Genomic DNA, 14,502 nt, shown 5'->3' with positions numbered 1-14,502 from the left:
GGCACGACGATGGAACTGCGACCGATACTTTCCACGCTGCGACGGCACAAGACCACCGCGGCCTTGCTGATCCTGGAGATCGCGCTGACCTGCGCGATCGTCTGCAACGCGGTGTTCATGATCGGTCACCGGCTGCAGCACATGCGCATGTCCACCGGCATCGACGAGCACGCGCTGGTGCAGGTCCAGCTGGCCGAGATCGCACCGACGCCCGACATCTACGCGCGCGCGCGGGAGGACCTCGCCGTGCTGAAGCAGGTGCCCGGCGTGCAGGCGGTGGCGCTGACCAACCAGTTGCCGCTGCAAGGTTCCTCATCGAACGCCAGCATCAAGCTCGACCCTGCGCAACGCGCGCCCACGCTCAGCGTCGGCACCTACTTCGGCGAAGACATTCCGCAGACCATGGGCACGCGGCTGGTGGCGGGTCGCAACTTGCGGCCGGACGAGACCACCAACGCGGACTTGGTGGTCAAGGCGCTGGCCAGCGGCAACACGAAGGGCTTGCCCGCGGTCACGGTGATCACGCAGGAGCTGGCGCAGCGGCTGTGGCCGGGGCAGAACCCGCTTGGCAAGTCGATCTATGTCACCGACCAGGTGAGCGTGCGGGTGGTCGGCGTACTGGCCGACCTGGTGCGCGCCAACGCCTACAACGATGCCACCGCGCATTACTCGGTCGTCCTGCCGCTATTCATGGGCGCTGGCAAGGACCAGAGCTACGTCATCCGTACCCGTCCGCAGGACCGCGCAACCGTGCTTAAGGTCGCCGTGGCCGCGCTGAAGAAGGCCGATCCGGAGCGGGTGGTGACCACGCAGCGCAGCTACGACGAACTGCGCCAGAAATTCTTCGCCAACGACCGTGCGATGGCCGGCGTCCTGGTCGGCGTGATCCTGGCCCTGCTCACGGTGACCGCGCTGGGTATCGTCGGCCTGGCCAGCTTCTGGGTGGCGCAGCGGCGCCGCACCATCGGCGTGCGCCGCGCGCTGGGCGCCACCCGCGCCGACATCCTGCGTTACTTCCAGACCGAGAACTTCCTGCTCGCCAGCATCGGCATCGCGCTGGGCATGCTGCTGGCCTACGGCATCAACCTGTTCCTGATGCTGCACTACGAATTGCCGCGGCTGCCGGCCATCTATTTCCCGATCGGCGCGGTGACGCTGTGGCTGATCGGGCAGGTGGCGGTGCTGGGCCCGGCGCTGCGTGCGGCGGCGGTGCCGCCGGTGGTGGCGACGCGGAGCGTGTGATGGATCAGGCCTCCCGCAACCGCAGGAGCCTGCTTGCGGGCGATGCTTCTGGTTCGATCCACGCTGCGCATCAGAGCAGGAGCATCGCCCGCGAGCGGGCTCCTGCAAAGGGCGCGGCGATGTTGCCATCTGCAGGAGAGACTTGATGCTCGGTTACTACCTCGACCTCGCGCTGCGCAGCCTGAAGCGCAACAAGGTGCTCACCGCACTGATGGTGCTGGCCATCGCGGTGGGCATCGGCGCCAGCATGACCACGCTGACGGTGATGCATCTGCTCTCGGGCGATCCGCTGCCGGGGCGCAGCGGCACGTTGTTCTATCCGCAGGTGGATCCGGACCCCGACCCGTCGCCCAACCACCAGCCCTACGACATGATGGATTACCGTTCCGCGCAGGAACTGTGGAGTGCCCATCGTGCCGATCGCGAGGCGATGGTGACCAGCAGTCAGCTGCGGCTGACCGTGCCCCAAGTGAACCTGCCGCCGCTGATGGCGCAGATGCTGTCCACGACCAGCGATTTCTTCCCGATGTTCAATGTGCCGTTCCGTTATGGCAGCGGCTGGACCGCACAGGATGATCACAGCCGCGCACGGGTCGCGGTGATCTCCTCGGATCTCAACGACAAGTTGTTCAACGGCGCCGACAGCGTGGGGCGCACGCTGCGGCTGAAGGACTCGGACGTGCGCATCGTCGGCGTGCTGGCGCCGTGGCGGCCCTCGCCGCAGTTCTACGCCGTGGCGGGCGGGCGCTTCTCCAACGGCGACACCGCTGGCTTCTACAACCGGCCCGAGGATGTCTTCGTTCCCTTCCAGAGTTCGCTGGAGATCAACGCCGGTGGCTTCCAGCCGTTCACCTGCTGGAGCATGCCGGGCGATCCGGCGCACCTGCAGACCTCGCCTTGCGTGTGGGTGGCGTTGTGGGCGCAGTTGGACAGTGCTGCCAAGGTCGCCGACTACCGCCGGTTCGTGGCTGGCTACGCGGCGCAGCAGAAGGCGATGGGACGCTTCGCGCATGCAGACAACACGCAGTTACGCAGCCTGATGGGGTGGCTCGACTTCAACCAGGTGGTGCCCAGCGATGTACGCCTGCAGACCTGGCTTGCGCTCGCCTTCCTGCTGATCTGCCTGTTCAACACGGTGGGCCTGCTGCTGGCGAAGTTCCTGCGTCGGGCGGGCGAGATCGGTGTGCGCCGCGCGTTGGGTGCAAGCCGGGCGGCGGTGTTTGCACAATGCCTGGTCGAGGCCGGCCTGATCGGCCTGCTCGGCGGCGTCGGCGGCCTGCTGCTGACCCTGTTCGGCCTGTGGCTGGTGCGCCGCCAGCCGGTGGAGTACGCCGACCTGGTGCATCTGGATACAACGATGTTCCTTACTACCTTCGCACTGGCCATCGCCGCCAGCCTGTTGGCCGGCGTGTTGCCAGCGCTGCGCGCCAGCCGCATGCCGCCCAGCCTGCAACTGAAGACGCTTTAGTGCGCTATCCCTGCGCGTGAAAGCGGCCATCCATGGCCGCACTCGTCACAAGAGCACTCGATCCCGGACACTTAATCATGCAGATTCAGCCCGTCCTTGCCGCACTGCGCAAGCATCGCCTCGCCACCATGTTGATCGCGCTGGAGATCGCGCTGGCCTGCGCGGTGCTGTGCAACGCCTGCTTCCTGATCGTCAGCCGCGTGCAGCAAACGCAGGTGAACAGCGGCGTCGACGAGAATGCCCTGGCCGCCCTGAAGTTGACCGGCTATGACCCGGCGCGGGGTGTCGACCTCAACGCGCGCGTGCTCAGCGGCCTAGCCAAGCTTCCCGGCGTGCAGTCGGTGAGCGCAATCAACCAGGTGCCGTTCGGCGACCACGCCGGCACCGCTGGCATCACCACCGATCCGGAGGGCAAGCGCTTCGGCGGCGTGGTGGATTTCTATGTCGGCGGCAGAGGCAGCTTCGAGGCGCTCGGCGTGAGGGTGGTTGCCGGCCGGCTGCCGCAGGCCGACGACTACAAGCCCGTCGATTTCTTCGTGCCGGACGACTCCGTCGTATGGGTGACCCGCGCGCTGGCCGAGCACCTGTGGCCGGGCGCCGACCCGCTCGGCAAGGAGTTCTGGACCGGCAAATTCCACTTTCGGGTGGCCGGCGTGTTGGCGCACTTGGTGCGCCCCTACGGCGGTGAGGGCGGCCCGGGCACGATCGAATGGTCGGTGTACGTGCCCGCGCAGCCGGCCGCCAACCTTGCAGCCGTCTACCTGCTGCGCGCCGACCCAGCCCAGTTGCCGCGGGTGCTGCGCGACGCCCGTGCCGCGATCGCCACCGTCGCGCCCGATGCGGTGCTGGACAGCAAGGCAAGCCAGACCATTGGCAGCCTGCGTGAGAATTACTTCCGGCAGGACCGCGTGATGGCCGGCATCCTGGTCGGCGTGATCGCTGCGCTGCTGCTGGTCACCGCACTGGGCATCGTCGGCCTGGCCAGCTTCTGGGTGCAGCAGCGGCGCCGCCAGATCGGCGTGCGCCGCGCGCTGGGCGCCACCCGCGGCGACATCCTGCGCTACTTCCAGACCGAGAACTTCCTGATCGTCAGCGGCGGCATTGTGCTGGGCATGGCGCTGGCGTTCGTGCTGAACGTGGTGCTGATGCAGCACTACGAATTGCCGCGGCTGCCGATGTACTACCTGCCGATCAGCGCGCTGGCGCTGTGGGCGCTGGGCCAGCTCGCCGTGCTCGGCCCGGCGCTACGCGCGGCGGCGGTGCCGCCGGTGGTGGCGACGCGGTCGGTGTGAGGCCGTGCTGTCTGGCACAGGAGAAAGTCCGGTGCGACGTCCACAATCGCCATGACCAACCTGGAGAAGAGACCATGAAGATCTTGTCGCTGCTGATCTGCACGAGCCTGCTCGGCCCGGCCGCCATCGCTTCGCCGGCCCCGGCAGCTCCGGCGGCGCAAGTGGCGACGGCCGACGTGGCCGCGCGGGTGAAGGCGCTGAACGCGCTGCTGGCCGAGCAGTGGCAGCACACCCTGCGCAATGCGCCAGAGTTCGCCACCATCCTCGGCGACCTGCGCTACAACGACCGCTGGAGCGATGCCTCGCTCGAACACGCGAGGGCCGAATACAAGGTCAACCAGGACTTCCTGCGGCGTTTCGAGGCGATCGACACCCGCGGCTTCCCCGACAGCGACAAGCTCAACCAGCAACTGATGGTGCGCCAGCTGAAGGATGGCCTGCGCGCCTACGATCTGAAACTCAACGAGATGCCGCTGGAGCAGATGAGCGGCGCGCACCTGCAGCTGGCCGGCTTCGTCAGCTCGATCCCGTTCAACAGCACCAGGGAATACGAGGACTACCTGGCGCGCCTGCATGCGATCCCGAAGCTGCTCGACCAGGTCACCGCGGTCGCGCGGCAGGGCCTGCGCGACGGCATGATGCCGCCGCGCTACCTGCTGGAGAAAGTGGTCACGCAGATCGACAGCATCGCCAAACCGGCCGGCGTGGACAGCGCGTTCGGCCAGCCGCTCAAGCATTTTCCGGCCAGCGTGGCGCCGGCCGACCGGCAGCGCCTGCGCGAGGCGATCGTGGCCGCGATCGACCACGAGGTACGCCCGGCCTACCGCAAGCTCGGTCAGTTCGTGGCGAAGGACTACGCGCCGCACGGGCGCAGCCAGCCCGGCGTGTGGCAGCTGCCGAACGGCGAGGCGATCTACCGCTACCAGGTGGAGCAGATGACCACCACGCGGGAAAGCCCGCAGCACATCCACGAGCTGGGCCTGGCCGAGGTCAAGCGCATCGAGGCGGAAATGACCGCGATCGCGAAGGCCCAGGGCTACAAGGACCTGGCCAGTTTCCGCGCGGCGCTGAGGAAGGATCCGAACGTGCATCCGACCTCGCGCGAGGACATCCTGAACCGTTATCGCGGCTTCATCGCGCAGATGCAGCCGCAGCTGCCGAAGCTGTTCGGCCTGCTGCCGAAGACCCGGGTCGAGGTACTGCCGGTGGAGGCCTATCGGGAGAAGGAGGCGCCCGGCGCCGAATACCACCAGGGCACGCCGGACGGTTCGCGGCCGGGGCAGGTCTACGTCAACACCGGCGACTATGCGAACCGCACCACCTTGTCGATCGAGTCGACCGCCTATCACGAGGCGATCCCCGGCCATCACATGCAGATCTCGATCGCGCAGACGCTGCCGGCGCTGCCGCCGTTCCGCCAGCAGGCCGGCTACACCGCCTATATCGAGGGCTGGGCGCTGTACGCCGAACGCCTGGGCAAGGACATCGGCTTTTACAAGGATCCGCTCTCCGACTACGGCCGCCTTGCCGACGAGCTGCTGCGCGCCGATCGCCTCGTGCTCGACACCGGCGTGCACTACAAGCACTGGACGCGCCAGCAGATGGTGGATTTCTTCCGCGCCCATTCCAGCGAGGACGAGCCCAGCATCCAGGCCGAGACCGACCGCTATGTCACCTGGCCGGGCCAGGCGCTGGCCTACAAGATGGGCCAGTTGAAGATCCTCGCGCTGCGCGAGCGGGCGAAGCAGGAACTGGGCGACCGCTTCGACATCCGCGCGTTCCATGACGAGATCCTTGGCGGCGGCGCGCTGCCGCTGGACGTGCTGGAGGTACGCACGGATGCCTGGATCGCGGCGGTGAAGGCCGGCAAGGCGCCGGCGCGCCCGGCGCCGGTGGCGGCAGGATAAGCGCTCGCCATGGCCCGTTAGTCATGGCAACCTTCCGGCAGGGAGCGGCATCCATGACCGCATGTGCAGAAAGAAGATGACCCGTACTGTCCTGATCATCGACGACAACCCGGCCGTGGGCGAGGCGCTGTCGCTGGCGCTGTCGCTGCACGAGATCCGTGCGCTGGTCGCGCTGACCCCCGACGCAGGGCTGGCGCTGCTGCAGCGCGAGGCGGTGGACGTGGTGATCCAGGACATGAACTTCACTGCCGACACCACCTCGGGCGAGGAGGGCGTGGCGCTGTTCCGGGCGATCCGCGAGCGCCATCCGGACCTGCCGGTGATCCTGCTGACCGCATGGACGCACCTGGAAACCGCGGTGGAGCTGGTCAAGGCCGGCGCCGCCGACTACCTGGCCAAGCCGTGGGACGACAACAAGCTGCTGGCCACGGTGGAGAACCTGCTGGAGCTGTCCGAATCCACCCGCGAGGTCAGCCGCAGCCGGCGCGAGCGGCGCCAGCGGCGCGAGCAGCTGCAGCGCAAGTACGAACTGGACGGCCTGGTGTTCGCCTCCGAGGCGATGGCGCGCACGCTGGACCTGGCCTGCCAGATCGCCCGCTCCGACGTGCCCGTGCTGATCACCGGCCCGAACGGCACCGGCAAGGAGCGCATCGCGGCGATCGTGCACGCGAACTCGGCGGTGAAGCGCGGCCCGTTCGTGGCGGTGAACTGCGGCGCGCTGCCGGGCGAGTTGATCGAGGCCGAGCTGTTCGGCGCCGAGGCCGGCGCGTACACCGGCGCGAACAAGGCGCGCGAGGGCCGCTTCGAGCTGGCCGACGGCGGCACGCTGTTCCTGGACGAGATCGGCAACCTGCCGCTGCCCGGCCAGATGAAGCTGCTGCGGGTGCTGGAGACCGGCCAATTCGAGCGCCTGGGCTCGGGCAAGACGCGCCAGGCGAAGGTGCGCGTATTGAGCGCGACCAATGCCGACCTCAAGGCGATGATCCAGGCCGGCACCTTCCGCGAGGACCTGTACTACCGGCTCAACGTGATCGAGGTGAACCTGCCGCCGCTGGCCGAGCGCAACGACGACATCCTGCCGCTGGCCGAGTTCTTCCTGGACGGCCGCGCCGAACTCGGCGACGCCGCGCGCGAGGCGCTGCTGGCCTACCCGTGGCCGGGCAACGTGCGCGAGCTGAAGAATGCGATCGAACGCGCCGCGCTGCTGGCCGGCGGCCAGCCGATCACCCCCGAGCTGCTGAACCTGCCGCAGCACGCGGCGGCCGCGCCGGCGGCGCGCAACCTGGACGAGCCCAGCCGCGAGGCGGTGGAGAGCGCGTTGCACAAGGCTGACGGCGTGGTCAGCCGCGCCGCGCAAAGCCTGGGCCTGTCGCGCCAGGCGCTGTACCGGCGGATGGAGCGCTACGGCCTGGTCACCACGGCGTGAGCGAACTGTGACGGCGATGCTTGTCCCCGACCCCGAAGGCGTAGAAAGATGAGTGCATGCATCCAGCAGGGGAGGTGCCATGCGATATCGCCGGATCATGCTTGTTGCCGCCTGGCTGACAGCCGGGCCGGCGCTGGCGCAGGCACCGTCGGACGCCCGCGAGGCGTGGGCATGGCGGCCTCCCGCCGCCGCTGCGGTCGAGTACCGGCTCGGTTCGCCGACCGTGCTGGCGAACGCGGGGAGCAGCCCGTTCCGCTTCAGCGATGGCCGCGAGCGCGACTTGGTGAACAAGCCGCCGCCGCGTCCGATGGACCGGGCTGCCGTGCTCGGCACCGAGCGCGGCTGGGTCGGCGGGCGCCCGCCGCTCGATTGCGCGATGACCCCGCTGGACGCCAGGTGCCACTGAGCCGGCTTTTTCCCGCCGGGGAGAACAGCCGATGTGGCGTCGCCTGAATTCGCTGCAGGGGCGCCTGACCTTTTTGCTGGCGGTGGCCGGCCTGGCCGGCGCGCTGGTCTATGCCGGCGTCACCCAGTGGCCGCTGCCGCAGTTGCTGCTGTGGCTGCGCAAGGACCTGGCGCTGTCGATCCGCGCGCCGATGCAGCTGGGCATCTACGGCGGCCTGCTGGCCAGCGTGGTGGTCCTGCTGCCGCTGTCGTTCTGGCTGGCCGGCCGGGTGATGGCGCCGGTGAGCCGGCTGCTGCGCGCGCTGGAAGGCGCGGTGGCCAGCTACCGCGACGGCGATTTCAGCTTCTCGATCGCGGTCGACCGGCGCGACGAGCTGGGCGAGCTGATCCGCATGCACAACGCGCTGGGGCATACCTTGCGCGAGCAACGCCAGCATCTGGTGCAGCGCGAGCTGCTGCTGGACACGGTGGTGCAGAACACTCCGGTGGCGCTGGTGCTGACCGATGCGATCGGCAAGGTGGCTTATGCCAACATCGCTTCACGGCACCTGTTCAACGAGGGCCGCAGCCTGGTCGGGCTGGATTTTGCCGAGCTGCTGGCCGAGGCGCCCGAGGCGCTGCGCAAGGCGGTGGAGAGCGGCGAGGATGCCCTGCTCAGCGTGGAGATGGACGGCAGCGAGGAAACCTTCCACCTGTCGCAGCGCGCGTTCCGCCTGCAGGGCCGGCCACACCGGCTGCACCTGTTCCGGCGCATGACGCGCGAGCTGTCGCGGCAGGAGGTGGCGACCTGGAAGCGGGTGATCCGGGTGATCAGCCACGAGCTCAACAACTCGCTGGCGCCGATCACCTCGCTGGCGCACTCCGGCGCGGAACTGGCCCGCCGCGGCCAGCTGGATCGGCTGCCCGGCGTGTTCGCCACCATCGGCGAGCGCGCGCTGCACCTGCACCGCTTCATCGCCGGCTATGCCAGCTTCGCCAAGCTGCCCACGCCGCAACCGGTGGACGTCGCATGGCAGCCGTTCCTGGACGGCCTGGCGCTGCATTGCCAGTACCGCCTGGCGACGCCGATGCCGGATCGACCGGGGCATTTCGATGCGGTGCAGATCGAGCAGGTGCTGATCAACCTGATCAAGAACGCGCACGAGTCGGGCGGCCCGGACGACGAGGTTACGTTGTCGATCCTGGAAGTCGGCAGCGAACTGCGCATCGAGGTGGCCGACCGCGGCCCCGGCATGAGCGAGACGGTGCTGGCCCAGGCACTGCTGCCGTTCTATTCGACCAAGCGCTCCGGCACCGGGCTGGGGCTGGCATTGGCGCGCGAGATCACCGAGGCGCACGGCGGCCGCGTGCTGCTGGCCAACCGCGAAGGCGGCGGCCTGCGGGTGAGCCTGCGCCTGCCGCAGACGGCGGCGCGCTAGGGAAGGTCTGAACAAGCCGTCATCCCAGCGAAAGCTGGGAACCAGCGCCTCAGCAACTCCGTGAAGACACTGGATTCCAGCTTTCGCTGGAATGACGAGCAAAGGCTTGTTCAAGCATTTCCTGGCGCTCGAAGCGGCACGGCCTCGCCTATACTCAAGTCTTCTTCAGGACAAGGGGTGGGCAATGGGACAGCTTCTCGCGTTGGTTATCGTGGCCGTCGTCGTCATCGGCGTGGCCAAGCTGGTGCGCATCGTGCCGCAAGGCTACGAGTGGACGGTGGAGACGTTCGGCAAGTACACCCGCACGCTGAGTCCCGGGCTGCATTTCCTGATCCCGATCTACCAGGCGGTCGGGCGCAAGATCAACATGATGGAGCAGGTGCTGGACGTGCCCAGCCAGGATGTGATCACCAAGGACAACGCGGTGGTGCGCGTCGACGGCGTGGTGTTCTACCAGGTGCTGGACGCGGCCAAGGCGGCGTATGAGGTGGCCAACCTCGAAGGCGCCGCGCTGGCGCTGATCATGACCAACATCCGCACCGTGCTCGGTTCGATGGACCTGGACGAAAGCCTGAGCCAGCGCGACGCGATCAACGCCAAACTGCTCGGCGTGGTCGACGAGGCGACCCACCCGTGGGGCGTCAAGGTCAACCGCATCGAGATCAAGGACATCTCGCCGCCGCGCGACCTGGTCGACGCGATGGCGCGGCAGATGAAGGCCGAGCGCGAGAAGCGCGCCAACATCCTCGACGCCGAGGGCTTCCGCCAGGCGGCGATCCTCAAGGCCGAGGGCGAGAAGCAGTCGGTGATCCTCGCCGCCGAGGGCGAAAAGGAAGCCGCGTTCCGCGCCGCCGAGGCGCGCGAGCGGTCGGCCGAGGCCGAGGCGAAGGCGACCACGATGGTGTCCGAGTCGATCGCCAACGGCAACGTCAACGCGCTGAACTACTTCGTCGCCAACAACTACGTCGAGGCGTTGAAAGAGATGGCCAAATCGCCGAACCAGAAGATGCTGCTGCTGCCGATCGAGGCCACCGGCATCCTCGGTTCGCTGGCCGGCATCGCCGAGCTGGCGAAGGAGTCGCTCGGCCAGCAGCAGAAGCCGGTGGCGATCCAGCCGCCGCTGCGCTGAGGGCACGCCGATGTGGGAGCTTTCGACGCATTACCTGTGGTGGATCCTGGCGCTGCTGCTGATCGCCGGCGAGCTGCTGCTGCCCGGCTATTTCCTGCTGTGGATCGGCCTGGCGGCTGCCGCGATGGGTGTGGTGCTGTGGGTCGATCCGACGCTGGGCCTGCTGGCGCAGGCGATTCTGTTCGGCCTACTCGCGTTTGCCGCGTGCGTCGGTTACGCGCGCTGGCTGCGGCCGCGGCTGGAACGCCGCGCTCCGGGCGGCGAACGGCTGAACCGCCGCGCCGAGCAGTTGATTGGGCAGCGCTACGAGCTGGTCGAGCCGATCGTCAACGGCCGCGGCAAGGCCCGCGTGGGTGACGGCCAGTGGCTGGTCAGCGGGCCGGACCTGCCGCTGGGCACCACGGTGGAGGTAGTCGCGGTGGAAGGCACCACGCTGCAGGTGCGCGCCGCGGCATGAGCGCGGGCGACGCCATCAGTCCGCAGCAGTTCGCCACCACCGCGCCGGCCACGCGCATCGCGTTCGTGCTGGAACTGGCGCGGCGGTTGCACCAGTACGGCACCTCGGCGCCGCGGCTGGAAATGGCCATCGCCGGCGCGGCGCAGCGGCTGGGGCTGTCCGCCGACGTCTGGTCCAGCCCCACCGCGATCATCATCTCGTTCGCCGACCTGGCCCAGGGCGAGGAAGGCGTGGCGCAGACCACCCAGGTGATGCGGCTGGCGCCGGGCGAGGTGAACCTGGAGCGGCTGTGTCAGGCCGACGACATCGCCGACCGCGCGATCGCCGGCGAGCTGGGCCTGCGCGAGGGTTTCCGCCGGCTGCGCGAACTGGGCCGGCCCGACACGCGGCGCGAGAAGATCGGCTCGATCGCCAGCTACGGCCTGTCCGCGGCCAGCATCGCGGCGCTGTTCCTGCACAGTTCCTGGGTGGACCTGGTGGTGGCCGGCGTGATCGGTGCGGTCATCGGCTGCATCACCCTGCTCGCGGCCAGCCGGCCGCGGCTGGCGGTGGCCAGCGACGCGATCTGCGCGCTGGTGGCGACCACGGTGGCGATCGTGGTGAGCGCGTTCGTGGTGCCGCTGGCGATCAAGTCGGTGGTGCTGGCCAGCCTGATCATCCTGGTGCCGGGCATGTCGCTGACCAATGCCGTGCGCGAGATTTCCAGCGGGCACCTGGTGTCCGGCATGGCACGCATGGGCGGCGCCATGTCGACCCTGCTCAAGCTCACCTTCGGCACCATCGCGGCGACCCAGTTGTGCGCCGCGGTGGGCATCACGGCGCGCGATTTCGCGCTGCCGGCGTTGCCGACCTGGACCGATTACCCGGCCCTGCTGGTCGCGGCGATCGCGTTCGCCATCCTGTTCCGCGCGGCCCGACGCGACTGGCCGGTGGTGATCGTGGCAGTGGTGGTGGGCTACCTGGCCACGCGCTGGGGCGGGGCGATCTCCGGCTCGCTGCCGGGCGCGCCGGTGGGCGTGTTTCTGGGCGGCCTGCTGCTGGGCGCGCTGGCGAACGTCTACGCGCGCTTCGCGCATCGCCCGGGCGCGGTCATCCGCGAGCCGGGCATCCTGCTGCTGGTGCCGGGTAGCGTGGGCTTCCGCAGCGTGTCGTTCCTGCTCGAGCGCGATGCCACGCTGAGCCTGGACACCGGTGTGCTGCTGGTGACCCTGCTGGTCTCGCTGGTGGCGGGGCTGATGTTCGGCGACCTACTGGTTTCGCCGCGCCGGTCGCTGTAGGAGCGCACCCTGTCCACGAGGGACTTCCTTCGGTCGTGCGCGATGCCTTTTGCCACGTCAACGAAAAGCCTCGCGCACAGGCTGCGCTCCTGCAAGAACGGCCGGCCATGCCGGCAGCCCGCACAAAAAAACGCCGGCGCAAGGCCGGCGCTTTCTTGTGCGGACGGCGGGCAATCAGATCGCCAGGTCCTTTTCCTTCTTGCCGGCCTTCAGCGCATCGTTGAACCAGTGCGGGCGCTTGCCGCGGCCGGACCAGGTCTGCGCGGGGTTGGCCGGGTTGCGGTATTTCGGCGGAACCGTTCCGGTGCTGCGCTTGGCCTTGCCGCGCGTGCTGCCGAAGATGTCTTCGAAGGCGTAACCCTCGGCCTTGATCAGTGCATGCACTTTCTCGCGCAGCTTGACGACCTTTTCCTTGCGCAATTCATTCTGGCGCAACTGGGCCTTGCTGATCAGGTCGTTGAGCTGGTTGTGATTGAGGTTCTTGATATCGACGGCCATGACGGACTCCCGGTAAGTGTCGGCAATAAAAAACAGGGTGCTGGTCGGGCTATTATCGAAGCGGTGCCCGGCAGGTGGAATCGGCTGCAGTGGCGATTCTCGCTTATTTGCGGAATATTTGTAAAGCGAACGGCGTCACGTGAAATGCGTATTCACATTATCGCCAGTTAATGGCGTGGCGGGTTTTGAATTAGCCTGTTCGACTGGTTCAGGCATCGGCCTGGCAAAGCAACGGCCGCACTGGGGCGGCCGTTGCAGTTAATGCCGGGAGGTGGTTTCAGCCGAGCAGGGCAAGCAACTCGTCCTCGGTCAGGGAGCGGCTTTCGCTGTCGCCGCGGGCGCGGTATTCCAGTGTGCCCGCGGCGAGCCCGCGCTCGCTGACCACCACGCGGTGCGGGATGCCGATCAGCTCCATGTCGGCGAACATGCTGCCGGCGCGCACGCCGCGGTCGTCCAGCAAGGCTTCGATGCCGCGCTGGCGCAGCGCCTGGTACAGCGCTTCGGCGGCCGCGCTGACGGCGGGCGCGTTTTTCGGGTTGATCACGCATACCGCCACGCGCCACGGCGCCATGGCTTCCGGCCAGAGGATGCCGGCCTCGTCGTGACGCTGCTCGATCGCGGCGGCGACGATGCGACTGACGCCGATGCCGTAGCAGCCCATGGTCATCACCTGCGGCTTGCCGGTTTCGTCCACCACGGTGGCGCCGAGCGCCTCGGCGTACTTCGTACCCAGCTGGAACACGTGGCCGACCTCGATGCCACGGGCGATGTGCAGCACGCCGCTGCCGTCGGGCGACAGGTCGCCTTCGACCACGTTGCGCAGGTCGGCGACGCGGGTGATGCGAGCGTCGCGCTCCCAGTTCGCGCCGGTGCAGTGCGTACGGTCGACGTTGCCGCCGCAGACGAAGTCGGCGAGCACGGCCGCGTCACGATCGACGATCACCGGGATCGATGCCGGCAGGCCGACCGGGCCGATGAAGCCGGGCCGCGTGCCGGTGGCGGCAAGGATTTCATCCTCGCTGGCGAGCACCGACTCGCCCGGCAACTCGGCCAGCTTGCCGGCCTTGACCTCGTTGATCTCGTGGTCGCCGCGCAGGCACAGCGCGACCAGACCGTCGCGACCGCGTACCAGCAGGGTCTTCACGCATTGCCGCGGGCTGAGCTGGAGGAAGCCGGCAATGTCGTCGATGGTCTTCTGGGTGGGCGTGTCGACCCGCTGCAGGGCGGCGGCCGGCGCAGGGCGTGCCGCGGCCGGTGCCAGCGCCTCGGCTTTCTCGAGATTCGCGGCGTAATCGGAGCCGTCGGAAAACGCGATCGCATCCTCGCCGGAATCGGCCAGCACCTGGAATTCGTGGCTGGCATTGCCGCCGATCGCACCGGTATCGGCCTGCACCGCGCGGAAGGTCAATCCCAGACGGGTGAAAATGCGCACATAAGCCTGGTACATCGCCGCGTAGGTTTCGGCCAGCGAATCCTGAGTCAGGTGGAACGAATAAGCGTCCTTCATCAGGAATTCGCGCGCGCGCATCACGCCGAAACGGGGGCGGATCTCATCGCGGAACTTGGTCTGGATCTGGTAGAAGTTGATCGGCAGTTGCTTGTAGCTTTTCAGCTCGTTGCGGGCAAAGTCGGTAACCACTTCCTCGTGGGTCGGGCCGTAGCAGAATTCCTGGCCCTTGCGGTCCTTGATTTTCAGCAACTGGCCGCCGAATTTCTCCCAGCGGCCGGTTTCTTCCCACAATTCCCTCGGCTGCACCGACGGCATCAGCATTTCGATCGCGCCGGCGCGGTCCATTTCCTCGCGCACGATGGTTTCCACCTTGCGCAGCACGCGCAGGCCCAGCGGACTCCAGGTGTACAGGCCGGAGGCCAGCTTGCGGATCATGCCGGCGCGCAACATCAGCCGGTGACTGGCGATTTCGGCGTCGGCAGGGACTTCCTTGACGGTGGCCAGGTGAAATTGGCTGAGGCGCATGCGGCTGG

The 14,502-nt window shown here is 68.1% G+C and carries 12 protein-coding genes; 10 read left to right on the top strand and 2 right to left on the bottom strand.

Going from position 1 to position 14,502, the window contains the following annotated elements; genetic code table 11:
- The first annotated feature begins 9 nt into the window (after positions 1-9).
- The 10 genes from RHOOR92_RS0116985 to RHOOR92_RS0116940 all read left to right on the top strand — a co-directional run bounded on the left by RHOOR92_RS0116985 (position 10) and on the right by RHOOR92_RS0116940 (position 12,021).
- Entirely contained in the window at positions 10-1,242 is a 1,233-nt protein-coding gene (locus RHOOR92_RS0116985) for an FtsX-like permease family protein (RefSeq protein ID WP_007507119.1), read from the top strand.
- Between the two features lie 145 nt (positions 1,243-1,387).
- Positions 1,388-2,710 carry an ABC transporter permease gene (locus tag RHOOR92_RS0116980; RefSeq protein ID WP_007507117.1) on the top strand — a complete coding sequence of 441 codons (1,323 nt, stop codon included), beginning with the start codon at positions 1,388-1,390 and terminating at the stop codon, positions 2,708-2,710.
- Positions 2,711-2,787: 77 nt separating this feature from the next.
- The gene (locus RHOOR92_RS0116975; protein WP_027490790.1) at positions 2,788-4,002 is read left to right on the top strand and encodes an FtsX-like permease family protein; all 1,215 of its coding nucleotides are present in this window, start codon (positions 2,788-2,790) and stop codon (positions 4,000-4,002) included.
- A gap of 74 nt (positions 4,003-4,076) precedes the next feature.
- Positions 4,077-5,909 carry a DUF885 family protein gene (locus RHOOR92_RS0116970; protein WP_027490789.1) on the top strand — a complete coding sequence of 611 codons (1,833 nt, stop codon included), beginning with the start codon at positions 4,077-4,079 and terminating at the stop codon, positions 5,907-5,909.
- A gap of 76 nt (positions 5,910-5,985) precedes the next feature.
- Positions 5,986-7,335 carry a sigma-54 dependent transcriptional regulator gene (locus RHOOR92_RS0116965; RefSeq protein ID WP_007507111.1) on the top strand — a complete coding sequence of 450 codons (1,350 nt, stop codon included), beginning with the start codon at positions 5,986-5,988 and terminating at the stop codon, positions 7,333-7,335.
- A gap of 79 nt (positions 7,336-7,414) precedes the next feature.
- Positions 7,415-7,741 (top strand): hypothetical protein, encoded by a 327-nt coding sequence (locus RHOOR92_RS0116960; RefSeq protein WP_027485715.1) that lies wholly within the window; start codon positions 7,415-7,417, stop codon positions 7,739-7,741.
- A 31-nt stretch (positions 7,742-7,772) separates the two neighbouring features.
- Entirely contained in the window at positions 7,773-9,158 is a 1,386-nt protein-coding gene (locus RHOOR92_RS0116955; RefSeq protein WP_027490788.1) for an ATP-binding protein, read from the top strand.
- Positions 9,159-9,342: 184 nt separating this feature from the next.
- Positions 9,343-10,287 (top strand): SPFH domain-containing protein, encoded by a 945-nt coding sequence (locus RHOOR92_RS0116950; RefSeq protein WP_027490787.1) that lies wholly within the window; start codon positions 9,343-9,345, stop codon positions 10,285-10,287.
- A 10-nt stretch (positions 10,288-10,297) separates the two neighbouring features.
- A complete protein-coding gene (locus tag RHOOR92_RS0116945; protein WP_007507104.1) occupies positions 10,298-10,744 on the top strand; it encodes an NfeD family protein in 447 nt (148 codons plus the stop codon).
- Positions 10,741-12,021, top strand: coding sequence for a threonine/serine exporter family protein (locus tag RHOOR92_RS0116940; RefSeq protein ID WP_007507102.1), 1,281 nt, complete (start codon positions 10,741-10,743; stop codon positions 12,019-12,021). The genes RHOOR92_RS0116945 and RHOOR92_RS0116940 overlap by 4 nt, the downstream gene beginning before the upstream one ends.
- A 174-nt stretch (positions 12,022-12,195) precedes the next feature.
- Here RHOOR92_RS0116940 and RHOOR92_RS0116935 read toward each other — a convergent pair whose 3' ends face one another.
- Entirely contained in the window at positions 12,196-12,519 is a 324-nt protein-coding gene (locus RHOOR92_RS0116935; RefSeq protein ID WP_027490786.1) for an H-NS histone family protein, read from the bottom strand.
- Between the two features lie 277 nt (positions 12,520-12,796).
- On the bottom strand, positions 12,797-14,494 hold the full coding sequence (locus RHOOR92_RS0116930) for a proline--tRNA ligase (protein ID WP_027490785.1): 1,698 nt from the start codon (positions 14,492-14,494) through the stop codon (positions 12,797-12,799).
- Between the last annotated feature and the right edge of the window lie 8 nt (positions 14,495-14,502).

It is taken from the genome of Rhodanobacter sp. OR92 (genome assembly GCF_000427545.1).
Lineage (GTDB): Bacteria > Pseudomonadota > Gammaproteobacteria > Xanthomonadales > Rhodanobacteraceae > Rhodanobacter > Rhodanobacter denitrificans.
Note: the sequence above shows the minus strand (reverse complement) of the source record. Positions and strands in the feature narration are given on the sequence as shown.